This window comes from Arthrobacter sp. TJ-238, from assembly GCF_058269215.1.
Genome location: NZ_JBZCNH010000001.1, coordinates 432,492 through 454,310 on the forward strand (window position 1 = coordinate 432,492; position 21,819 = coordinate 454,310).

Annotated in this window: 22 protein-coding genes; 1 reads left to right on the plus strand and 21 read right to left on the minus strand. The window is 71.1% G+C overall.

Translation table 11 applies throughout. The features are described 5' to 3' along the window. Positions 1-22 precede the first annotated feature (22 nt). The gene (locus AC4D2O_RS02065) at positions 23-778 is read right to left on the minus strand and encodes a hypothetical protein (RefSeq protein ID WP_490904928.1); all 756 of its coding nucleotides are present in this window, start codon (positions 776-778) and stop codon (positions 23-25) included. A gap of 69 nt (positions 779-847) precedes the next feature. Here AC4D2O_RS02065 and AC4D2O_RS02070 point away from each other — a divergent pair, with 69 nt between their 5' ends. After that, positions 848-1,888, plus strand: a complete 1,041-nt coding sequence (locus tag AC4D2O_RS02070; protein ID WP_490904929.1) for an HhH-GPD family protein — start codon at positions 848-850, stop codon at positions 1,886-1,888. Positions 1,889-1,934: 46 nt separating this feature from the next. Here AC4D2O_RS02070 and dhaM read toward each other — a convergent pair whose 3' ends face one another. The 20 genes from dhaM to ftsH all read right to left on the minus strand — a co-directional run bounded on the left by dhaM (position 1,935) and on the right by ftsH (position 21,779). Next, positions 1,935-2,678: a dihydroxyacetone kinase phosphoryl donor subunit DhaM gene (gene dhaM, locus AC4D2O_RS02075; protein WP_490904930.1), complete on the minus strand. Its 744-nt coding sequence runs from the start codon at positions 2,676-2,678 to the stop codon at positions 1,935-1,937. Next, positions 2,675-3,331: a dihydroxyacetone kinase subunit DhaL gene (gene dhaL / locus AC4D2O_RS02080; protein WP_490904931.1), complete on the minus strand. Its 657-nt coding sequence runs from the start codon at positions 3,329-3,331 to the stop codon at positions 2,675-2,677. The genes dhaM and dhaL overlap by 4 nt, the downstream gene beginning before the upstream one ends. Beyond that, complete coding sequence (gene dhaK / locus AC4D2O_RS02085) at positions 3,328-4,329, minus strand: dihydroxyacetone kinase subunit DhaK (RefSeq protein ID WP_490904932.1); 1,002 nt, start codon at positions 4,327-4,329, stop codon at positions 3,328-3,330. Before dhaK ends, dhaL begins: the two co-directional genes overlap by 4 nt. 237 nt (positions 4,330-4,566) lie before the next feature. Then, entirely contained in the window at positions 4,567-4,743 is a 177-nt protein-coding gene (locus tag AC4D2O_RS02090) for a CsbD family protein (RefSeq protein WP_490904933.1), read from the minus strand. Between the two features lie 122 nt (positions 4,744-4,865). After that, on the minus strand, positions 4,866-5,375 hold the full coding sequence (locus AC4D2O_RS02095) for an amino-acid N-acetyltransferase (RefSeq protein WP_490904934.1): 510 nt from the start codon (positions 5,373-5,375) through the stop codon (positions 4,866-4,868). A gap of 36 nt (positions 5,376-5,411) precedes the next feature. Further along, entirely contained in the window at positions 5,412-7,436 is a 2,025-nt protein-coding gene (locus AC4D2O_RS02100) for a S9 family peptidase (protein WP_490904935.1), read from the minus strand. A 161-nt stretch (positions 7,437-7,597) separates the two neighbouring features. After that, positions 7,598-10,105: an ATP-dependent Clp protease ATP-binding subunit gene (locus tag AC4D2O_RS02105; RefSeq protein ID WP_490904936.1), complete on the minus strand. Its 2,508-nt coding sequence runs from the start codon at positions 10,103-10,105 to the stop codon at positions 7,598-7,600. A gap of 124 nt (positions 10,106-10,229) precedes the next feature. Then, positions 10,230-10,565, minus strand: a complete 336-nt coding sequence (locus tag AC4D2O_RS02110; protein WP_490904937.1) for a histone-like nucleoid-structuring protein Lsr2 — start codon at positions 10,563-10,565, stop codon at positions 10,230-10,232. 79 nt (positions 10,566-10,644) lie between these two features. Further along, positions 10,645-10,842 (minus strand): hypothetical protein, encoded by a 198-nt coding sequence (locus tag AC4D2O_RS02115; RefSeq protein ID WP_490904938.1) that lies wholly within the window; start codon positions 10,840-10,842, stop codon positions 10,645-10,647. A 2-nt stretch (positions 10,843-10,844) separates the two neighbouring features. After that, a complete protein-coding gene (gene lysS / locus AC4D2O_RS02120) occupies positions 10,845-12,347 on the minus strand; it encodes a lysine--tRNA ligase (RefSeq protein ID WP_490904939.1) in 1,503 nt (500 codons plus the stop codon). 53 nt (positions 12,348-12,400) lie between these two features. Beyond that, entirely contained in the window at positions 12,401-13,333 is a 933-nt protein-coding gene (gene panC, locus AC4D2O_RS02125) for a pantoate--beta-alanine ligase (protein ID WP_490904940.1), read from the minus strand. Positions 13,334-13,419: 86 nt separating this feature from the next. Beyond that, positions 13,420-14,358, minus strand: a complete 939-nt coding sequence (locus tag AC4D2O_RS02130; RefSeq protein ID WP_490904941.1) for a Rossmann-like and DUF2520 domain-containing protein — start codon at positions 14,356-14,358, stop codon at positions 13,420-13,422. Next, positions 14,345-16,231 (minus strand): PH domain-containing protein, encoded by a 1,887-nt coding sequence (locus AC4D2O_RS02135; RefSeq protein ID WP_490904942.1) that lies wholly within the window; start codon positions 16,229-16,231, stop codon positions 14,345-14,347. Before AC4D2O_RS02135 ends, AC4D2O_RS02130 begins: the two co-directional genes overlap by 14 nt. Next, positions 16,228-16,743 carry a PH domain-containing protein gene (locus tag AC4D2O_RS02140; RefSeq protein ID WP_490904943.1) on the minus strand — a complete coding sequence of 172 codons (516 nt, stop codon included), beginning with the start codon at positions 16,741-16,743 and terminating at the stop codon, positions 16,228-16,230. Before AC4D2O_RS02140 ends, AC4D2O_RS02135 begins: the two co-directional genes overlap by 4 nt. Next, positions 16,736-17,221 (minus strand): DUF3180 domain-containing protein, encoded by a 486-nt coding sequence (locus tag AC4D2O_RS02145; RefSeq protein ID WP_490904944.1) that lies wholly within the window; start codon positions 17,219-17,221, stop codon positions 16,736-16,738. Before AC4D2O_RS02145 ends, AC4D2O_RS02140 begins: the two co-directional genes overlap by 8 nt. A gap of 6 nt (positions 17,222-17,227) precedes the next feature. Next, on the minus strand, positions 17,228-17,722 hold the full coding sequence (folK, locus tag AC4D2O_RS02150; protein ID WP_490904945.1) for a 2-amino-4-hydroxy-6-hydroxymethyldihydropteridine diphosphokinase: 495 nt from the start codon (positions 17,720-17,722) through the stop codon (positions 17,228-17,230). Next, on the minus strand, positions 17,719-18,126 hold the full coding sequence (gene folB / locus AC4D2O_RS02155) for a dihydroneopterin aldolase (RefSeq protein WP_490904946.1): 408 nt from the start codon (positions 18,124-18,126) through the stop codon (positions 17,719-17,721). Before folB ends, folK begins: the two co-directional genes overlap by 4 nt. Beyond that, positions 18,123-19,034 (minus strand): dihydropteroate synthase, encoded by a 912-nt coding sequence (gene folP / locus AC4D2O_RS02160; RefSeq protein WP_490904947.1) that lies wholly within the window; start codon positions 19,032-19,034, stop codon positions 18,123-18,125. The genes folB and folP overlap by 4 nt, the downstream gene beginning before the upstream one ends. Before the next feature lie 10 nt (positions 19,035-19,044). After that, positions 19,045-19,662, minus strand: a complete 618-nt coding sequence (folE, locus tag AC4D2O_RS02165; RefSeq protein WP_490904948.1) for a GTP cyclohydrolase I FolE — start codon at positions 19,660-19,662, stop codon at positions 19,045-19,047. Between the two features lie 59 nt (positions 19,663-19,721). Beyond that, positions 19,722-21,779, minus strand: coding sequence for an ATP-dependent zinc metalloprotease FtsH (gene ftsH, locus AC4D2O_RS02170; protein ID WP_490904949.1), 2,058 nt, complete (start codon positions 21,777-21,779; stop codon positions 19,722-19,724). Positions 21,780-21,819 lie beyond the last annotated feature (40 nt).

Here is a 21,819-nt window from a genome sequence, read left to right on the forward strand (position 1 = left end):
CTGAAGCACGGCATGGTGAGCCCTACTCGAGCGTGAAGTCCACCGGGCTGCTGCTCCGGACGCCGAGCTTGGTGGTCACGGTGTACTGCCCCGCCCCGGGCTCCTCCGTGACGGCCGTGCAGCCCGGCATGCTGCGGTTGCGGGACCACTCGAACTCCGCCCGCTGCTCGGCGCCCGGCTCGATGGTGAGCTCGAGGTCCTGCGAGGCCTGCTGGCAGTCGATGGACGAGAACACGCGCTCGTCTCCGCTGGTCACCAGGAACTCCATCTGGGACGTGCCGACGTTCGCGGCGCAGGCCGTGTCGCCGACGTTGCGGACCACGAGGGCGAGCGTCACGATGTCGTCCGGTCCGTAGCCCTGCCGGTCGGTCTCCGCCCCGACCACCACGTCGTCGGGGTCGCATGCCTTCGAGGAGGCCGACGGCCTCGCCGAAGCGGCAGCTGTGGGGCTGGGTGGACGGGTCGCGGTCGGGCTGGGCGACGGGGTCGCGGAAGCACCGGGCGTCGGTGTCGCCGGGTCGGTCGCTGCGGCCGGGTCCTCGGTCGCGGGTGCCGCGGTGGTCTCCGGCGTCGGCGAACCGTCCGCGTTCGCATCCGCCCCACGCCCGAGGACGCCGGCGATGGCCAGGGCGCCGACTGCGAGGGCCACGACCACGAGGAGCGCCAGGATGGTCACGGACAGGCGGCGTCGACGGTAGACAGCAGGACTGGGCCGCCGCCTGCTGCCGGTGCGTCCGCTGCTGCCGTGGTCGTCGTCGTGCCCGCCCGTTGGTTCCATCCATCAAGGTTAGGGAGCGCTCCGCGCATTCCTCCGGCCACCACGCCGGTGGATAGAGTATTCACGACGATGATCCAGGAACACCCCCGAACCTCAGGCAGTGCGACGCACGGCGATCCGGCGCGCCCCGCCGGATCCGGAGGGAAGGAACGCCACGCGGCAGCACCACTGCCCGATCTCCACCTGCGGATCACCGACTGGTTCGCGGGGGCCGCACGGGAGCTGCCCTGGCGGGAACCCTCATGTTCCCCGTGGGGCATCCTCGTCAGCGAGGTGATGCTGCAGCAGACCCCCGTGGTGCGGGTCCTCCCGATCTGGCGCGACTGGCTGGAACGCTGGCCGTCCCCGGCCCACCTCGCCGCCGAACCCGCCGGTGCCGCCGTCCGCCACTGGGGCCGGCTCGGTTACCCGCGCCGCGCCCTCCGCCTGCACGCCGCGGCCACGGCCATGGTGGCCGAGCACCACGGTGAGGTGCCGCGCACCTACGAGGAGCTGCTGTCGCTGCCCGGGGTGGGCACCTACACCGCCGCGGCCGTGGCCGCCTTCGCCTTCGGCCGCCGCGAGACCGTCGTGGACACCAATATCCGCCGCGTCCACGCCCGGCTCTTCGGCGGCACCGCCCTCCCCGCGCCGGCGCTCACGGCCGCCGAGTCCCGACGGGCCGCCGAGCTGCTGCCCGATGACGACGCGCTGTCCGTGCGCTGGAACGCCGGCGTGATGGAACTCGGAGCAGTCGTCTGCACCGCCAGGAGCCCGCTGTGCGACGCGTGTCCCGTGCTGGACGCGTGCGCGTGGGTCGCCGCGGGACGGCCGGCGCCCGACTACGTGCCGAAGGGCCAGGCATGGGCGGGGACGGACCGGCAGGTCCGCGGGGCCATCGTCGCCGTGCTGCGCGAGGCCCACACCCCTGTGCCCCGATCCGTGCTCCTGGAGGCCCCGGTGGATCTCGTCATGGGCGCCGACGGGGTACGGATCCCGGTGGCGCCGGATCCGCTGTCCGCCCTGCACCGCCTGCGGGCTCCCGCCGAGCAGCTCGACCGCGCCCTCGCCGGCCTCCTCGCCGACGGCCTCGCGGAGGAGGCCGACGGCGGGCTCCGCCTGCCGGGCTAGGACGGGCGCCGGGACTCGTCTCCGCGGCCCCCGTCCCCCGAAGGGGTCAGGCCGGCTCGCCGAACCCCGACTCGACCGCCTGCCCGACGAAGTCGACCGCTGCCTGGGCGTCGGGGCCGCTCGCCTCGACGGTCACCGTCCTGCCCTGGCCGAGCCCGAGACTCATCAGCAGCATCACCGACTTGCCGTCCACGCCGTTCACCGTCACCTCGGCGTCGAGATCGGTGAGCCCGGTGGCGAGCGTGGCAGCGGGCCGGGCGTGCAGGCCCATCTGGTTGGGCAACGTCCACGACCCGCTCGCCGTCGCCCCCGCCGCCCTGTCGGTATCCGCGGATGCCGCCTGCCCCGGGGCGGCCGCGGCATGACTCACGAAGGGCTCGAGCTCCACGGGACGAATGGACACCACCGCCCGCTCCGCCGCCAGGGCCACCTCGTCGAGGGATGCGCCGCCCTGGGCCTGCACGGCGGCGGCGACGGCTCCCTCCACCAGGGCCGCCTGGGCGAGGCGGACTGACTCCCGCGCGTCGGGTTCGAGGAACTCGAGCACCATCTCGGCGGTCATGACCGCGGAGCCGAGATCGGTCAGGATCACCACGCCGTCCCCCGCCGATGCCCGCTCGAGGGCCGCCTGCACACGCTCGAAGCTGGTGCCGATGCGGGCGGGGCCGGCGCCGTCCTCCACTCCCCCGGCGGCGACGAGCAGGACGTCGGGCGCCATCTGGGCGGCCAGTTCGACGACGCCCTCGGCGATCTTCTCGCTGTGCGAGACGATCACGAGGCTGATGCTCACGCGATTTCTCCCCCGGCAGCCGCCGCGGCCGCCGTCAGGATCAGGGCGGTGGACACCGCGCCGGGGTCCTGGTGCCCGGCGCTGCGCTCACCGAGGTAGCTGGCCCGGCCCTTGCGTGCGATGAGGGGTTCTGTGGCCACCGCCCCGGCGTGGGCGGCGTTCGCCGCGGCGGCGAGAACCTCCGGAGGTGTAGCACCGGCGTGGGCGGCGGTCTCCGCAGACTCGGTGGCCGGGGTCCACGCGTCGACCATGGTCTTGTCGCCCACCTCCGCCTTGCCGCGGGCGACGATGCCGTCGCGCGCGGCCCGGATCATCCCGGCGGCGGCCTCGGCGTCGATCTCCGCCGCATCGCCGAGGGAGGCCGCGGCGCGCAGGAAGGCCGTGCCGTACAGCGGCCCGGCGGCTCCCCCGACGGTGGACATGAGCGTCATGGCGACCTGCTTGAGGACCGCCGCCGGCGTCGGCGGTGTCTCCCCGGCGTCGAGCTTCGTGACGGCGGCACTGAACCCGCGATCCAGGTTCTCCCCGTGGTCCGCGTCGCCGATGACCCTGTCGAGGTCGATCAGGAGGGCACGGTTCTCCGCGACCACGCGCGCGGTCTCGTGGATCCACCGCACGGCCCAGCCGGTGTCGAGGACCTCCGCCACGCTCATGCCCCCCAGCGCAGCGCGGCGGTGTGCACGGGCGAGTCCCAGAGTTCGAGCATCTCGTCGTCGGCCCGCAGGATCGTCAGTGAGGCGCCCTGCATCTCGAGCGCGGTGATGTAGTTGCCGACGAGGGAGCGCTCGATGCTCACGCCGAGTCCCTCCAGCAGCTGCGCGACCTTGCGGAACACGATGTACAGCTCACTGGCGGGCGTACCGCCCATCCCGTTGACCATCACGATGGTGCGGTCGCCGGAGGTGAGCTTGAGGTCGGTGGCGATGGGGTCGAGGAGCCGCTGAGTGATGCCGTCGGCGTCCTCCATGGCGATCTTGTGCCGGCCGGGCTCGCCGTGGATGCCGATACCGATCTCGATCTCGTCGTCCGAGAGCTCGAAGCTGGGCACGCCGGCGTGCGGTACGGTGCAGGCGGCGAGCGCCACACCCATGGAGCGGACGCCGTCGACCACGCGCTGGGCGACGGCCGTGACGCCGTCGAGGTCGTCGCCGCGTTCGGCGGCGGCCCCGGCGATGCGCTCGACGAGCACGGTCCCGCCGACGCCGCGCCGGCCTGCCGTGTACAGGGAGTCCTCGACGGCCACGTCGTCGTTGACGAGGACCGAGCGGACGGTGACGCCCTCGGCTTCGGCCATCTCCGCGGCCGTCTCGAAGTTGAGGACGTCGCCCGTGTAGTTCTTGACGATGTGCAGCACACCCGCGCCGCCGTCGACGGCCGTGGTGGCGGGGATGATCTGGTCGGGTGTGGGCGAGGTGAACACGGCGCCGGGCACGGCGGCGTCGAGCATGCCGCGTCCCACGAAGCCGGCGTGGAGCGGTTCATGGCCGCTTCCGCCCCCGGAGACCAGACCTACCTTGCCCTGGACGGGGGCGTCCCTGCGGGTGATGAAGAGGGGATCGGGGTGGACGGCCACGAGATCGGCATGCGCGATGCCGAATCCTTCGACCGACTCGTTGACCACGGCTCTGGGGTCGTTGATGAGCTTCTTCACGGCGGCTGCTCCTTGACTGCGAAGACTGCGAACGGACGGTTTGACAGACTGCAGCCCGCCTTCCATGGACCACGTCGGCCACTCGGAACACTACCGCCCGTTCCTGCGCCTGCCTATAGGCGGGGACCGCCCGGGCGGACCCCTCCGGAGCCCGTTGAACGCCTGAGGGAGGGGCCCGTCACGGGCGCCTCCCTCAGGTGGCCTGGCCGCTCGATCGAAAGGTGCGGCCGGGGCGGGTCAGTGGCCCTTGAACGCGTCCTTGACGTTCTCGCCGGCGTCCTTCAGTTTCGAGGTCGCCTGGTCCTTGTGGCCCTCGGCCTCGAGGCTCTCGTCTCCGCTCGCCTTGCCGAGGCCTTCCTTGACCTTGCCGCCCAGGCCTTCGCCCTTGTTCCCGATCTTGTCATCCAGTCCCATGAGTCGGACCTCCTTCAGCTCGGTGTACGGCCACCGGATCCGGTGGCGTGCCCGCATCCCGACGGGAATGCTAAGCAGTCTTACCTTATCCCCCCTGGTCCGGAGGAAGCCAGTCGTCCCGCTCAGAGTTCCCTGATCATCCGCGTGTTGCCGAGGGTGTTGGGCTTGACCCGGGCCAGGTCGAGGAACTCCGCGACACCCTCGTCGTGGGATCGCAGGAGTTCCGAGTAGATCCGCGGATCGACGGCGGACTGGTCCGCCATGACCTCGAAGCCGTGGCGGCGGAAGAAGTCCACCTCGAAGGTCAGGCAGAACACGCGGCTGACCCCGAAGCCGCGGGCTTCCTCGAGCAGTTCCTCGACGAGCGCATGTCCCACGCCGCGTCCCCGGGCAACGGGGGACGTGGCGAGGGTGCGCACCTCCGCGAGGTCCTCCCACATGATGTGCAGCGCCCCGCAGCCGAGCACCTCCCCGCCGTCGGCTTCCGCGATGCGGAACTCGGGCAGGCCCTCGTAGTAGGCCACCGTCTCCTTGGCCATCAGGATGCGCTCCTGGGCGAGCGGCTCGACGAGCGCCTTGATGGCGGGCACATCGGAGGTGCGGGCGCGGCGGATGGTGAAGGGTGCAGTCACCCGTTCCACTCTACCGAGCCGGTCCGACCGGCCTGCCTACAGCCCCAGTTCGGGGGGCAGCCCGCGTTCCTCCCCGAGGACGTGCGAGGCGAGGAACGCCTCGACCACGCCGTACCAGATGCGCGCGTGCTGGGGCTTGAGGATCCAGTGGTTCTCGTCAGGGAAGTAGAGGAATCGGTGCGGTGTGCGGCCCTCGTCGTCAGCCGCGAGCTTGGAGGCGGACAGCAGTTCGTACCACAGGCGCAGCCCCTCTCCGATCGGCACCCGGTAGTCCTTGTCGCCGTGGATGACGAGCATGGGCGTGCCGATCTCCGCCACGTGCAGGTGCGGCGAGTTCTCGCGCATCGCCTCGGGCGTCATCTCCCGCTGCCAGTAGTAGGCCGCGTCCGTCGTGGGAGCGAACTGGTCCAGCGCCCATAGGCTCGCATGGGTCACGATCGCGGAGAAGCGGTCCGTGTGGCCGGCGATCCAGTTCGCCATGTACCCGCCGAAGCTACCGCCCATCGCCGCCACACGCGTCGCGTCGATGTCGTCGCGCGCCACGAGGGTGTCGGCCGCGGCCATGAGGTCGGTGTAGGGGGCACTGCCCCACCGGCCCCACCCGCGGTCCACCATGTGCTGGCCGTAGCCCGTGGACAGCGCGGGATCGGGCAGCAGCACGGCGTAGCCGCGGGCCGCCATGATCCACGGCGACCAGCGCCACGTCCACGCGTTCCAGGAGCCGATGGGTCCGCCGTGGATCCACAGCAGCGCCGGGGCGGGAGCCTCGGCGGATGCGCCCTCTGGCAGGACGAGCCAGGACCTCACCGGCTGTCCGTCCTCGCCCACCGACTCGACGCGTTCCAGCGTGCCCGGCACCTCGGGGCGCTCCGCGGGGTTCGCGAGGCGCACGGTGGCGCCGGAGGAGAGATCGATGCGGACCACCTCGGCGGGGAACAGGTAGGAGCTGCGGACGGCGTAGGCGGTCGCCCCGTCCGGCGCCACGCTGACGTCGGAGTACGCGGCGGCGTCCTGCGTGACGCGGCGCACGGACCCGGTCCCGACGTCGATCACGAACACCGGCGCGCCGCCGTCGTCGTCCGCCGTGACCACGAGCGCGGAACCGTCGGGCAGCCACGCCGCGGGGTCGGGCCACCGGTCCCAGTCCTCGGCCAGGGGGGTGGGGTCGCCGCCGTCGAGCGGGAGCAGGAGCAGGCTGGTACGCGGCGCGAGGTCGGCGGTGGTGCGGCGGTTCCTGACCACGGCGAGGAAGCGGCCGTCGGGGCTCACGGGTCCCGGCGAGTAGTCGTTCTCGCGGTCGTCGAGCAGGACGGCGAGGTCCTTCGTCGCCAGGTCCACGCGGACGAGGACCGTCCGCTGGGATCCGTGGTCCTCGGGGACGGTGAGGGCGGTGAAGAGGGCCGATCCGTCGGGGGTCAGCACGGGGTGGGCGTCCCGGAGCCCGCCCCGGGGCGACGGGACGAGGTCCTCGAGCGGGTGGTCGCCGTCCCCGGCCGGGTCCTGCAGCGTGAAGTACCGGGGCTCGTCCGGGCCGAGGTCGGCGTCCCAGTAGCGGACGGGATACCCGGAATGGAGGATCGCGGCGACTCCGGACTCCGCGCGTGCCTTGCGCCGCTCGGCGTCGTCCTCCTCGCTCGCGGAGCCGGTGAGCGCGTTGCCGGTGACGACGACGACGTCGGCCGCGTCCGCCGTCGCGACGCCTGCCACGCCGCCTTCGCGCGTGAGAAGCAGGGATGCCTCGCCGCCGGTGGCCGGCAGCCGCCACAGCGCCGCGCGCTTCTCGCCCTCGGCGTCGTCCGGGTCGGGCCGCGCCGAGGTGAAGAGCAGGTCTCCGCCGGCGAGGAACGCGGCTCCCGACTCACCGGCCGCGCTGCGGGTCAGGCGCCGGGCGGGCCGCTCACCCGCCGGGTCCACCTCCCAGAGCGCCGTCCGGTACGCGGTCTTCTTCTGGTCCAGGGTGGCCACGGCGGTCACCAGGCGTGTGCCCTCCCTGTTGAGGACGAGTCCGCTGAGGCGTGGTAGGGCGACGAAGTCCTCGAGCGAGGAGAAGGGAGTGGTCATGCGTCATCTCTATCACCGCCTGTGGGGCGGATCACAGAGATTCACTACGGGAGGAATCTTGTTGCTGCGGGCACCGAATCCCTGCTGGAGACGCCTGTTAACGGAAGAACCCGCCCTGGTGTGCAGGGCGGGTTCTTCCGTTGACCGGTGCCGGACCGGTGCTACTCGGGGAGGACGGCCTCGAGCGCGGCCGGTGCGTCCTCGAGTTCCTTGGGCGCTCCGTGGCCGACGAAGGTGAAGCGTGCATCCACGCCCTCGCCCTCGACGTCCACGTCCACGCGCTCGCCCGACTTCAGTTCGCCGAAGAGGATCTTCTCCGACAGCTGGTCCTCGATCTCGCGCTGGATGGTGCGGCGCAGCGGCCGCGCACCCATCGCGGGGTCGTAACCGCGGGTGGCCAGGAGGACCTTGGCCGCGGGGGTGAGCTGGATCGTCATGCCCTTGTCCGCCATGCGGCGACTCAGGCGCTCGAGGAACAGGTCCACGATCTCGACGATCTCGTCCTGGGTGAGCTGCGGGAACACGACGGTGTCGTCGACGCGGTTGAGGAACTCGGGGCGGAAGTGCTGCTTGAGCTCCTCCGTGACCTTCGCCTTCATCCGGTTGTAGCTCGTCGTGGTGTCGGAGCCGGACTGGAAGCCCGTCATGACGCCCTTCGAGATGTCGCGGGTACCGAGGTTGGTGGTCATGATGATCACCGTGTTCTTGAAGTCCACCATGCGGCCCTGGCTGTCCGTGAGGCGCCCGTCCTCGAGGATCTGCAGGAGCGAGTTGAACAGGTCGGCGTGCGCCTTCTCCACCTCGTCGAACAGGACCACGGAGAACGGCTTGCGGCGGACCTTCTCGGTCAGCTGACCGCCCTCCTCGTAGCCCACGTAGCCCGGAGGGGCACCGAAGAGCCGCGAGACGGTGTGCTTCTCGGAGTACTCGGACATGTCCAGCGTGATGAGGGCGTCCTCCTCACCGAACAGGAACTCCGCGAGGGCCTTGGCGAGCTCGGTCTTGCCGACGCCCGTGGGTCCGGCGAAGATGAACGAGCCACCCGGGCGCTTCGGGTCCTTGAGGCCGGCACGCGTGCGGCGGATGGCCTGGGAGATGGCCTTGATCGCCTCGTTCTGCCCGATGACCCGCTTGTGCAGCTCGGCCTCCATGTTGAGCAGTCGCGAGGATTCGGCTTCGGTCAGCTTGAACACGGGGATACCGGTGGAGTTGGCGAGCACCTCGGCGATGAGTTCCTCATCCACCTCGGCGATGTCGTCGAGTCCGCCGGACTTCCAGCGGCGCTCCTTGTCGTTGCGCTCGTCATGGAGCTTCTGCTCCTTGTCGCGCAGCGATGCGGCACCCTCGAAGTCCTGGGAGTCGATGGCCGACTCCTTCTCGCGCTTGACGTCGGCGATGCGCTCGTCGATCTCCTTCAGCTCCGGCGGGGCGGTCATCCGGCGGATGCGCAGGCGCGCTCCCGCCTCGTCGATGAGGTCGATCGCCTTGTCCGGCAGGAACCGGTCCGAGATGTAGCGCTCGGCCAGGGTCGCAGCGCTGGACAGGGCGCCGTCGGTGATGGAGACGCGGTGGTGTGCCTCATAGCGGTCGCGCAGGCCCTTGAGGATCTCGATCGCGTGGGCCACGGAGGGCTCGGCGACCTGGATGGGCTGGAAGCGGCGCTCGAGGGCGGCGTCCTTCTCGATGTGCTTGCGGTACTCGTCGAGCGTGGTGGCACCGATGGTCTGGAGCTCGCCACGCGCGAGCATGGGCTTCAGGATCGACGCGGCGTCGATGGCGCCCTCGGCGGCACCCGCTCCGACGAGGGTGTGGATCTCGTCGATGAACAGGATGATGTCGCCGCGGGTGCGGATCTCCTTGAGGACCTTCTTCAGCCGCTCCTCGAAGTCACCGCGGTAGCGCGAACCGGCCACCAGGGATCCGAGGTCCAGCGTGTACAGCTGCTTGTCCTTGATGGTCTCCGGGACGTCGCCGCGCACGATCGCCTGGGCGAGGCCCTCGACGACGGCGGTCTTGCCGACGCCCGGCTCACCGATGAGGACGGGGTTGTTCTTGGTCCGGCGGGAGAGGACCTGCATGACGCGTTCCATCTCCTGCTCGCGCCCGATGACGGGATCGAGCTTGGACTCGCGCGCCGCCTGCGTGAGGTTGCGGCCGAACTGGTCCAGCACGACGGAACCGGCAGGGGTCCCCTCCTGCTGCGGGCCGCCGGCTGCTGCAGGCTCCTTGCCCTGGTAGCCGGACAGCAGCTGGATGACCTGCTGACGGACACGGTTGAGGTCCGCTCCGAGCTTCACGAGCACCTGCGCTGCGACACCCTCACCCTCGCGGATGAGACCGAGCAGGATGTGCTCGGTGCCGATGTAGTTGTGGCCGAGCTGGAGGGCCTCCCGGAGGGAGAGCTCCAGTACCTTCTTGGCCCGGGGGGTGAAGGGGATGTGACCGGACGGGGCCTGCTGGCCCTGCCCGATGATCTCCTGGACCTGCTCCCGCACGGCGCCCAGCGAGATGCTGAGCGACTCCAGGGCCTTGGCGGCTACACCCTCGCCCTCGTGGATGAGGCCAAGCAGGATGTGCTCGGTGCCGATGTAATTGTGGTTGAGCATGCGGGCCTCTTCCTGGGCCAGCACAACAACACGACGGGCACGATCAGTAAATCTCTCGAACATGAGGAACACACTCCTAGCTAACGCGTAATTCGATGCTACGGGGCCGGGGTGTGCTTTGGGCGCGTGTTCGCCACAGGCGAGATAACGCCGGAGGGGCTTCCGCTCCGGCGCCCGGTGGGGATGGTCAGCGCTGGGCGGCGCGGTACGCCTCGACGATCTCGCTGTTGACCCGCCCGCGGGAGGAGACGTCGTAGCCGTTCTCCCTGGCCCACTCGCGGATCTGCGCCGCCTCCTGGTTGCGCGAGGGCGCTGCTGCACCCGAGGCGCCCGAGCGCTGCTTCGAGGAGTTGCTGCGGCGCGCGGCACCCACGTAGTCACCGAGGGCGGCGCGGAGTTCCGCGGCGTGCGTTCCGGAGAGGTCGATCTCGTACTGCACGCCGTCCAGGCCGAAGCGCACGGTCTCATCGGCTTCGCCGCCGTCGATGTCGTCGATGAGGACTATCTTTACCTTCTGCGCCACAATGATCTCCTATTTGTTCCTCGATATCGGTGTCCCCGGATAATTATGGGCCACAATTGAATCGAGGTCAAAAAGGATTTCACCCCGGGTTTATTTCCGGATTTCCTTTTTCCTCGTCCGATGATGCACGCCGGCGCGCGTCCTCGGCGTCCTGCAATTCCTCCGCCCGCGCCATGGCCTCGCGTTCCGCGCGGTCCGCGTTGAATATGGCCTTGATCACAAAGTAGAAGAGGACGGCCAGGCAGAAGGACGGCAGGAGCACTGCCACGTATTCCACGGCTACTGACCCGCCTCGGGCTTGAGAATGGGGAAGAGTATCGACTCGCGAATTCCGGCGTTCGTGAAAAGCATCACGAGGCGGTCGATTCCGAGCCCGATGCCGCCCATGGGCGGAGCACCGTATTCGAGGGCCCGGAGGAAATCCTCGTCGAGCTGCATCGCCTCGTCGTCACCGGCGGCCGCCTGGCGCGACTGCTCCGTCAGACGCTCGCGCTGGATGACCGGATCGACGAGTTCGGAGAACGCGGTGCCACGTTCCATGCCGCCGATGATGAGGTCCCACGCCTCGATGAGGCGCGGGTCCTCCCGGTGGGGCCGTGCCAGTGGCTGGGCGGACGGCGGGTAGTCGTAGACGAAGGTCGGCTGCAGGAGGGTGGGCTCGACGATCTCGGAGAACAGCTCCAGGACCATCTTCTCCGCGCCCCAGGCCGGGTTCAGCGGCACCTCGTGCCGTTCGGCGACGGCCCGCAGCTCCTCCACCCCCGTCTCCGGCGTGATCTCCTGCCCCACGGCCGAGGACAGCCCCGGGTACACCGCGAGCCAGGCCCAGTCGCCGTCGAGGTCGATGGTGCCCTTGGCGGTCTCGATGGTGCGGGAGCCGAGGAGATCCGCGCAGGCGAGGATCATCTCCTTCATGCGCTCGGCCATCACGAACTGGTCGGCGTAGGCCTCGTAGCACTCGAGCATCGTGAACTCGGGGCTGTGCGTGGAGTCGACGCCCTCGTTGCGGAAGATCCGGCCGATCTCGTAGACGCGGTCGATCCCTCCGACCACGGCGCGCTTCAGGTACAGCTCGAGCGCGATCCGCAGGGTCATCTTCTGGTCGAACGCGTTCAGGTGCGTCTCGAACGGGCGGGCCGTCGCGCCGCCGTGGACGAGCTGGAGGACGGGGGTCTCCACCTCGATGTAATCGCGGCGGTTCAGCGTCTCCCGGAGTGTCCGGGTGATGGCGGCGCGGGTACGGACCATCTGGCGGGCCTCCTCACGCACCATCAGGTCGACATAGCGCTGGCGGACGCGCGTCTCCTCGTTCACGCCGGTGTGCAGCGTGGGCAGGGGGCGGAGAGCCTTGGACGCCATGGTCCAGGAGGCCGCCATCACGGACAGCTCGCCCCGGCGGGAGCTGATGACCTCGCCGCGCACCTGGACGTGGTCGCCGAGGTCCACGAGGGACTTCCACCCGGCGAGGCCGTCCTCGCCGATCTCGGCGAGGCTGAGCATGACCTGCAGGCGCGTGCCGTCGCCCTCCTGCAGCGTGGCGAAGCACAGTTTGCCCGAGTTGCGGATGAACACCACACGGCCCACGACGGCCACCTGGTGGCCGCTCGACTCGCCCGTGGAGAGGTCGGCGAACTGCTCCCGCACCGCGGCGAGCGAGTGGGTCCGCTCCGGCTTGACCGGGTAGGGCTCCATCCCGGCGTCGAGGAGGGCCGCGCGCTTCTGCAGGCGGAAGCGCATCTGCTCGTTGAGGTCGTCCGGGGAGAGGGTGTCGTCAGGGGTCACGGAAGACAAGTTTACGGCTCCCCGCCGGGCCCGCGGTGGGTGCACGGTGTGCGTCAGGCCACAGGGGGCAGGAAGGCGTTGTCGATGAGGCGCACGGCGCCCACCCGCGCGGCGACGACCGCGAGGGCCGGAGCGGTCCGCGCGTCGTCGTGACCGGCCGGCGCGAACGACGACGGGTCGACGATCTCGAGGTAGTCGAGGTCCACTCCGCGCTCGGCCAGGATCTCGGCGCGGGCCGCCGGGAGGTCCAGGGGTGCGCCGTCGCGCGCATCGGCACGGAGGGTCCCGAGCACGCGCGAGAGCACCAGCGCCGCGCGGCGCTCGTCCGCGGCGAGGAAGCGGTTGCGGCTGGAGAGGGCCAGCCCGTCGGCGTCCCGCACGATGGGCACGCCCTCGATGCGGACGGGCACGTTCAGGTCGAGCACCATGCGCCGGATCAGCGCGAGCTGCTGGGCGTCCTTCTCGCCGAAGTAGGCGCGGTAGTCGGCCCCGGTGCCGGGCAGTCCGAGGTTGAGGAGCTTGGCGACGACGGTGAGCATGCCGTCGAAGTGGCCGGGCCGGGATGCCCCCTCGAGCACCGCCCCCATCCGGCCGGCGCTCACGCGGACCAGCGGCTCTCCCCCGGGGTACATGTCCTCCACGGACGGGGCGAAGACGACGTCGGTGCCGCACCCGGCGAGCAGCCGCATGTCGTCGTCGAGCGTGCGCGGGTAGCGGTCGAGGTCCGCCTGGTCGCCGAACTGCAGAGGGTTCACGAAGACGGACACGACGACCACGTCGTTGGCCTCGCGGGCGGTGCGGGCGAGCGCCGCGTGGCCCTCGTGCAGGCCGCCCATGGTGGGCACGAGACCGAGCGACGGTCGGCGGGCCACTGCGCCACGCGGGGGCCGGGCGTCGTCGAGCAGGGCCGTGGTCGCGGCCCGCAGGTCGGCGGGCGTGGAGACGAGGAGCGGGGTGGCCGGGCGTGGGGTGCCGGTCGAGGTCACGGGAGGTCCTTCCGGGACGGAGGCGGTCTGGCGGGGTTGCGGCGGAGTTCGGGCGGGCGGGGTGGTCCGGAGAGGGCCCGGAGGTGTCAGGGACGCGGGGCGTCCGGCCCCCCGGGGGGTTCGTCGGCGACGGTGTCGGCGAGCACGGCGAGGATGGCCTGTCCCTGCGCGGGCGAGAGGATGCCGCGCTCGAGGGCGCGCAGGGCCGTGACGCGTGCCATGGCGAGGTACGCCTGCCGGGTGTCGGGGGCGTCGTGGGATTCCAGCGCCGCCCGGTGTGCGCGGACGGTCCCGGCGTCACCGCGGGCCACGGGGCCGGTCAGGGCGCTCTCGCCGGAGGACAGCGCGTTCTCGAGCGACGCCTTCATGAGCGGACCGAGCAGGCGGTCGGGGTGCTGCACCCCGACGTCGGCCAGGAGCTGCGCGGACTGGGCGGCGATCGTGACGAGGTGGTTCGAGGCGTGGGCGAGGGCCGCGTGGTACAGCGCCCGGGACTCCTCCTCGATGACCACGGGCTCGGCGCCCATCTCCACCACGAGCGCCTGCGCGATGGGCAGGACCGCGGCGGGGGCGGTGATGCCGAACATGCTGTCCGGCAGGCGCCCGAGGTCGAGGCTCAGCCCCGTGAAGGTCATGGCCGGGTGGATGGCCAGGGGGATGGCGCCCGCCGCACGGGCCGGGCCGAGCACGGAGGTGCCGTACCGGCCGGAGGTGTGCACCACGAGCTGCCCCGCCTGCCATGCACCCAGCCGCGCGAGTCCCTCCACCAGCTCTGGCAGGGCGTCGTCGGGCACGGTGAGCAGCACCAGTTCGGCGCGCTCGATGACGTCGGGGACCTCCAGCACCGGGACCCCGGGCAGCAGGTTCTCGGCGCGCTCCCGGCTCGCGTCGGAGACCGCGGAGACGCCGACGACGGCGTGGCCGGCCGACCGCAGGGCAGCACCCAGGACGGCGCCGACCCTGCCGGCACCCACCACGCCGACGCCGAGCCGTCCGGGGCGCCTCGACGCATCATTGCGGGCCATCGGCGGACACCTCACGTTCCGAGGGTGCCGGGACGTAACGCGGCACGTCGGGCATGACCCCGCGCACCTGCTCCGCGGCGGGCCCGGCGGCGGCCCCGGCGGCTGTCCCGAGGGCTCCGGGGGTCCCGGTGGGGCCGGTCCGGTCGGTCGGATCGGGGCCGACGGCGCTGGAGGCGTGTCCGGCGCGGTGGGCGGGGGCCTCGGCGTCATCGGGCGCGCCGGTGCCGGCCTCGCTGTCGGCCGGCGGCGCGGCGAGCGCGGCAGGGATCGTGGCGCCCTGCCGGACATCGTCCGGGGCGCTGGCCGGAGCGCTGTCCGGAGCGCTGTCCGGAACGCTGTCCGGAACGCTGTCGGGACCGCCGGCCCGAACGGCGGCCGCGGGGACGGGCTTCATCCACTGCTCGGGGCCGCTGCGCCGCCGCGCCTCCGCGGCGCGCGCCGCCTGGCCGTGGAAGAGCTGCCAGGCGGTGGCGGAGTCGGCGAGGACCGCGCGGGCGTTGACCGGGCCGGGGGTGGTCTGGAGCTGCAGGTCGGAGACGCCGACGCGTCGGCTCACTGGCCCCTGGTGGAGGGAGATCGACTGGGTGCACTCGTGCGGCACGACGACGAGCTGGCGCCACAGCACGCCGGAGCGCAGGAGCAGCGCCGTCCGCGTGACGGCGAAGCCGTTGCGGCGCCATGCGAGCGGTGCGAGCCACCGGGCGCGGCGCGGCGTGGTCACGAACCCCTCGCCGCCGTCCCTGCCCACCACGCCCGCGGTGAAGACCTCCACGGGGCGCTCCGTCCCGGGGTCGGGCAGGACCAGTGCCAGGATCTGCAGCACCTCGTCCCTGGTGCCGACCGGCAGCAGGGTGGCGCGGGCCTGGCCCTCGCTGGAGGCCGAGGCGCCGTACCCCGCCACGTTCACGGTGATCCGGTACCAGCCCTTGAAGCGCCAGAGCGGCGGCTGCACGATGCCGAGCGCCTGTACCCGGCCCGGGGGGACGGTCTGCGCCCTCGTGTCGAGCAGGCCGTAGCGTATCCGGATGCCGTCCGGGGAGGTGGCGGCCCGGAAGTTGTAGCCGGTGTTGAGGGCGGACCAGTAGCCGCCGATCACGCCGATGAGGATGGGGATGAAGGACGTCGCGATGAACGGCGTGTCGAACACGACGCCGAGGGTGACGATCACGGCGGCCGCCGCCACCAGCGCTACGGTCATCCCGGACAGGACGGCCGCGCCGATCACGCGGCCGGGCGGGATCGCCACCACCTCGCGCTCGGGCGCCTCGGCGACCTGCTCGGGGTGGTCGGGGTCCGCGGACACGCCTGCGGCCCGCGCGAGGATCGTGGCGCGGAGCTTCTGGGCGTCGTCGAGCTTCAGGAAGGCGAGCCGGACGGCGGACTCGCCGGCGTCGGCCACCTCGAACTTGAGTTCGGCCAGGCCGAAGATCCGGGCGAGGAACGGCTGGACGATATCGATCGCCTGCACCCTGTCCAGCCGCGCCTGGCGCTGCTGGCGGAACACGACGCCGGAGTGCACACGCACGTGGTCGGCGGTCACCTGGTAGCGCGTGAAGTACCAGGAGACGAGGAAGGCGCCGGCGACGAGGAGGACGACGGCGAGCAGCACCCCGCCGGCGAGCAGGACGCCGACACCCTCGGGGAGGGGGCCACGCCCGCGCGTCTCGGCGGAGAACATTCCCTCGAACCAGTCCCGCCCCACGAAGTAGAGGATGGCGACGAGCACGATCCAGCCCCGCACGAGCGGCGAGATCACGTGGACGCGCTGCCAGGCGTCGTCGCCGGCGCCCTTCGCGCAGCCCGTGCCGACGGTGCCGCCCGCACCGTCGGGGGGCGCCGGCAGCGCCCCGGAGGATCCGCCCTCGGGGATCACAGCCCCGCCAGCCTGGCTTCTCCCCGCGCGGAGAGCTGCTCGCGCAGGCGCGAACCCTCCTCGGCCGGCAGCCCGGGGATGAGGGCGTTGGTGGCGGGCGCCGCGGTGTGCAGCTTGAGCGTGCAGATCCCGTAGGCACGCTCCAGAGGGCCGACGGCGACGTCGACGTACTGCATGCGGCCGTACGGCACCACCAGCGTGCGCTGGAAGAAGAGGCCCTGGCGCACCAGGAGGTCGTCGTCGCGCTCCGCGTAGCCGATCGCCGCGACCTGTCGCGGCAGCAGGACACCGCGCCAGACGGCCGTGACCAGCACGGCGGCGGGCAACCCCCAGGCGATCCAGAGGGGCGGGAAGGAGTCCCAGATCCCCGTGAGGCGCAGGGCCAGGGGGATGCTCGCCAGGACGAGCCAGACCAGCGACCCGATGAGCCACCCGATCACCCTCACGCGCAGGTACTTCGGCGACACCCTGGACCACTCGAGCCCGGACGGATCGATCGGTTCCCTACGCATACTCCCCCTCGCTGGAGCCCGCGGCGCCCGAGCCGTCGTCGTCGGGCGGCAGCCGGCAGAAGTCCTCGACAACCAATCCCACCATAATCATGATGATCCCGCCCGCCATCAGGGCGGCCGACCCCCAGAGGGGTGCCGTGGTGGAGCGTACCGAGAGAAGCGCCACCTGATCCACGAAGATGCCCGCGTGCCAGCCGAGACTCAGTGCTCCGGCATAGGCGCACGCCTGCGCGAGGACGAGCGTGCGCGTGGCGAGGATCGGGTCGAGCGGGCGGTCGTGATCGCCGTTGCGCCAGCGGAGCACGCGCCGACCGAACACGAGGGTGATCCCGATGATGACCGCCGTCGTGACGAGCGACGTCAGGGGCAGGGTGGGCGTGCCGAAGCCGTTCCGCGTCGCCAGCCAGTTGACCAGCCACCCGGTGAAGCCGGCCACCAGCCCCACCAGGGCCAGCCAGCGGAACCGAAGTGTGCTCACAGCGTCCTAGACTCCCTCGAAGGGCACCAGGCCCGCAAGGTCCTCGGCTTCCGCAGCGAGTTCCGCCACCGGCCGGCCGTTCAGCACGGCCCCGGAGTCCATCCACGCCCAGGGCTGCAGGACGAACGCGCGCGACGCCGCACGCGGGTGCGGGACGGTCAGCGTCTCGTCGTCCGATGTCCACGACCCGTAGGTGATGATGTCGACGTCGAGGGTCCGCGGCCCCCAGCGCACCGTGCGCGTGCGGTGGTGCCGTTCCTCCACGGCCTGGCAGTGCTCGAGGAGCTCGTACGGACCAAGATCCGTCTCCACCTCGATGACCATGTTCAGGTAGTCGGGCTGCTCGGGTCCGCCCACGGGCTTGGTCCACACCACGGGCGAGACGGCGTGCAGGCGCACGCGGTCCGACTCCACGAGGTCCGCGACCGCGCGGACCAGCGTGTCGTTGCTGGTGCCGAGATTGCTGCCGAGGGCGAGCACGGACCGGATGGTGCCGCTCATGCCCGGCTCCTGCGCAGGGTGACGGCCACGTCACCGAACGGCACCTCGATGGGCGCCTGCGGCTTGTGGACGGTGACGTCGACGGCCGCGACCGGGAAGGACCGGAGGACGGACGCCGCGATGGTCTCCGCGAGGGCCTCGATGAGGTCGAACGGCTCGCCCTCGATGATCCCGTGCACGAGTCCGGCGACCTCGCCGTAGTGGGCGGTCCGCGTCAGATCGTCGCTCGTCCCGGCGGGCTGCAGGTCCAGGTGCAGGACGACGTCGACGACGAAGGGCTGCCCGTCGCGGCGCTCGTGGTCGAAGACGCCGTGGTAGCCGGTGGCGGCGATACCCTTCAGCACCACGGTGTCGAGGTCTCCGGAGGGAGAGCCGGGGCGGGCTGGGGCGGCCTGGACCGTCACGGGCGCGGACCGGCGGCGGCGGCGACCTTGACGGCGTCGAGCGTCGCGGCCGGGTCGTGGACGCGCACGCCCCAGGCGCCCGCGGCGGCGGCGAGGGTGGCGACGGCGAGCGAGGCGTGTCCGCGCTCGTCCGGTGTGGCGGCCTTCCCGGCGGAGGTCAGCAGTGTGCCCAGGAAGCGCTTGCGGGACGCGCCGACCAGCACGCGGTGCCCCATGCCGGTGAAGGTGTCCAGGTGACGGAGGAGGGCCCAGTTGTGCTCGTCGGTCTTGGCGAAGCCCAGTCCCGGATCGAGGATGATCCGCTCCGCTGCGACACCGGCCTCGAGGAGGCGGTCGCGCAACGCGGCGAGCTCGGCGGCCACCTCCGCGACGACGTCGTCGTACTCCGCCAGGCCGTCCATGGTGGCCGCGGTACCCCGGCGGTGGGTGAGGACGTACGGGACGCCGCGCTCGGCGACCAGGGCGGGCATCGCCGGGTCGAGTTCGGCGCCGGAGATGTCGTTGATGATGGCGGCACCCGCGTCGAGGGCCTGTCGGGCCGTCTCGGCGTGCATGGTGTCGATGCTGACGAGGGCGCCGGCCTTGACGAGCGCCGCGACGACGGGCAGCACCCGGGCCAGTTCCTCCTCGACGGGTACCTCGCGGGCGTTGGGCCGTGTGGACTCGCCGCCGACGTCGATGATGTCCGCACCGCCGTAGTGCATCCGCAGGCCGTGGCTGATCGCGTCGTCCGTGCCGGCGTACCTGCCGCCGTCGCTGAAGGAGTCCGGAGTGACGTTGAGGATCCCCATGACGACGGTGCGGTCAACGGGCAGGTCGCTCACCGTCCTGGCCCTGCGGACCGGCCGGATGACCGGGAGCGGCGACGTGGCCGGTCCCGTCCCGGGCGCTGCTGCGAGAGAATCCATCAGGGTGGTCCTACCTTCCGAGTATGAGGCTCATGGCCTCGGCGCGCGTCGCTGTCTCGCGGATCTGGCCGCGGACGGCGGACGTGACGGTCTTCGCGCCGGGCTTCCGTACCCCGCGCATCGACATGCACATGTGCTCGCACTCGATCACGACGATCGCGCCCTTGGGCTTCAGGTGTTCCATCATCGCATCGACGATCTGCGTCGTCAGCCGTTCCTGGATCTGCGGCCGGCGGGCATAGACCTCCACGAGCCGCGCCAGCTTGCTCAGGCCTGTCACACGGCCGTCCACCGAGGGGATGTAGCCGACGTGCGCGGCCCCGTGAAAGGGCACGAGGTGGTGCTCGCAGGTCGAGTAGAACGGGATGTCCTTCACGAGCACGAGCTCCTGGTGGTCCAGGTCGAAGGAGGTCGAGAGGACTTCCGCGGCATCCTGGTGGAGGCCGGCGAACATCTCCGCGTACGCCTTGGCGACCCGCTTCGGGGTCTCGAGCAGGCCGTCCCGGTCGGGATCCTCACCGATCGCCGCCAGGATCTCCCGGACCGCCCGCTGGATGCGGAGCTGGTCGACGGGCGATCCGGTGGCGACCAGGGCCGCATCAACCACTTCGTCGTCGAAATCTGTCACGGGTCATCTCCCCCTTCATCGGCACCGCCGCGGCCCCATGGCCGCCGGCGTCGTGCTGTCTAGCTGTCCCGGGTCTCCCGGGCGCCCTCGTTCGAGGCGGGTGAGGGGAGTTCGGAGTCCTTGACGTCGAAGTCGCCCGGCATGTTCGCGTCGGCGATCTGGTCCTGCGGTGCCACGGACTCGGGTGCGGGACGACCGCTCTCGAGGGCCTCCGCGCGCTCCTTGGCGGAAGTGACGGGCGGCAGGGAATGCACGGGGCGGGTCTGCTTGGACAGCCACACCTCGCGCAGCTCCCGCTGCCGGACGGCGGAGAAGATCTCGGCGATCTCGGCCTGGTTGAGCGTCTCGCGCTCGAGCAGTTCGAGGGCGATGTGGTCGAGCACATCGCGGTTCTCCGTGAGGATCTGGTACGCCTCGTCGTGCGCGTTGTCGATCAGGCGGCGCACCTCCTCGTCCACCACGAGGGCGATCTGGTCGGAGTAGTCGCGGTCGCTGCCCATGTCGCGACCGAGGAACGGTTCGCCGGCGCCCTGGCCGAGCTTCACGGCGCCGATGCGCTCGCTCATGCCGTACTGGGTGACCATCTTGCGGGCGGTCCCGGTGGCCTTCTCGATGTCGTTCGAGGCACCCGTGGACGGGTCGTGGAAGACGATCTCCTCGGCCACCCTGCCGCCCATGGCGTACGCGAGCTGGTCGAGCAGTTCGTTCCTCGTCACCGAGTACTTGTCGTCGCTCGGCATGACCATGGTGTAGCCGAGGGCGCGTCCGCGCGGCAGGATGGTCACCTTGGTCACCGGGTCCGTGTTGCGCAGCGCCGCGGCCACCAGGGCGTGGCCGCCCTCGTGGTAGGCGGTGATCTTCCGCTCGAGTTCCTTCATCACGCGGCTGCGCTTCTGCGGGCCGGCGATGACGCGGTCGATCGCCTCGTCGAGGGCGCGGTCGTCGATCAGCTGGGCGTTGGAGCGGGCGGTGAGCAGCGCGGCCTCGTTGAGGACGTTCGCGAGGTCCGCGCCGGTGAAGCCCGGGGTCTTCTTCGCGACACCCTTGAGGTCCACACCGGACGCCATCGGCTTGCCCTTGGCATGCACGCTGAGGATGTGTTCGCGGCCCCTCATGTCCGGCGCCTCGACACCGATCTGCCGGTCGAAGCGGCCCGGGCGCAGGAGTGCCGGGTCGAGGACGTCAGGACGGTTCGTGGCCGCGATGAGGATCACGTTGGTGGTGGCGTCGAAGCCGTCCATCTCGACCAGGAGCTGGTTGAGGGTCTGCTCGCGCTCGTCGTTGCCGCCGCCCACGCCGGCGCCGCGGTGGCGTCCGACGGCGTCGATCTCGTCCACGAAGATGATGGCGGGCGAGTTGTTCTTTGCCTGCTCGAAGAGGTCGCGGACGCGGGACGCTCCGACGCCGACGAACATCTCGACGAAGTCGGAGCCCGAGATGGAGTAGAAGGGGACGCCGGCCTCGCCGGCGACGGCACGCGCGAGGAGGGTCTTACCGGTACCGGGAGGCCCGTACAGGAGCACGCCCTTCGGGATCTTGGCACCGAGGGCCTGGAACTTCGCGGGTTCCTGCAGGAACTCCTTGATCTCCAGGAGCTCCTCCACGGCCTCGTCGGCACCGGCGACGTCGTTGAAGGTCACCTGGGGCATGTCCTTGGAGATGAGCTTGGCCTTGGACTTGCCGAACTGCATGACCTTGGAGCCGCCGCCCTGCATGCGGCTGAGGAGGAACCAGAAGATGAGGCCGAGGATCAGGATCGGGAAGATCAGCCCGGCGAGGCTCAGCAGCCAGTTGCTCTCGGCGGGCTGGTCTGTGAAGCCGTCCGTGTCCGAGGCGTTGATGGCGTCGACGACGCCCTCGGCGCGCGCGGAGCTGTAGAAGAACTGGACGCTCTTGCCCTTGTCCTCGTAGTCCTCGCGCAGGGTGAGGTCCACGCGCTGCTCGCCGTCGTAGATCTTGGCCTGCGAGACCTGGTCATCTTCGAGGAGCTGGAGCCCGACGTTGGTGTCGACGCGGGAGCTACCGGTCCCGAAAAGATTCGGGAGGACCAGCAGGAGCGCCACGACCGCCAGGACGATCCAGAAGATGGGCCCCTTGAAGATGTTCTTGAATTTCATTCGTCTCAGGGCAGCAAGCCCTGTCCCTCCTGCTGATGCA

Coding starts and splice junctions, on each gene's coding strand:
- AC4D2O_RS02065 (WP_490904928.1), bottom strand. CDS start 778: ATGGAACCAACGGGCGGGCACGACGACGACCACGGCAGCAGCGGACGC.
- AC4D2O_RS02070 (WP_490904929.1), top strand. CDS start 848: ATGATCCAGGAACACCCCCGAACCTCAGGCAGTGCGACGCACGGCGAT.
- dhaL (WP_490904931.1), bottom strand. CDS start 3,331: ATGAGCGTGGCGGAGGTCCTCGACACCGGCTGGGCCGTGCGGTGGATC.
- AC4D2O_RS02090 (WP_490904933.1), bottom strand. CDS start 4,743: ATGGGACTGGATGACAAGATCGGGAACAAGGGCGAAGGCCTGGGCGGC.
- AC4D2O_RS02100 (WP_490904935.1), bottom strand. CDS start 7,436: ATGACCACTCCCTTCTCCTCGCTCGAGGACTTCGTCGCCCTACCACGC.
- AC4D2O_RS02105 (WP_490904936.1), bottom strand. CDS start 10,105: ATGTTCGAGAGATTTACTGATCGTGCCCGTCGTGTTGTTGTGCTGGCC.
- AC4D2O_RS02130 (WP_490904941.1), bottom strand. CDS start 14,358: ATGGCCCGCAATGATGCGTCGAGGCGCCCCGGACGGCTCGGCGTCGGC.
- AC4D2O_RS02140 (WP_490904943.1), bottom strand. CDS start 16,743: ATGCGTAGGGAACCGATCGATCCGTCCGGGCTCGAGTGGTCCAGGGTG.
- folK (WP_490904945.1), bottom strand. CDS start 17,722: ATGAGCGGCACCATCCGGTCCGTGCTCGCCCTCGGCAGCAATCTCGGC.
- folP (WP_490904947.1), bottom strand. CDS start 19,034: ATGGATTCTCTCGCAGCAGCGCCCGGGACGGGACCGGCCACGTCGCCG.
- ftsH (WP_490904949.1), bottom strand. CDS start 21,779: ATGAAATTCAAGAACATCTTCAAGGGGCCCATCTTCTGGATCGTCCTG.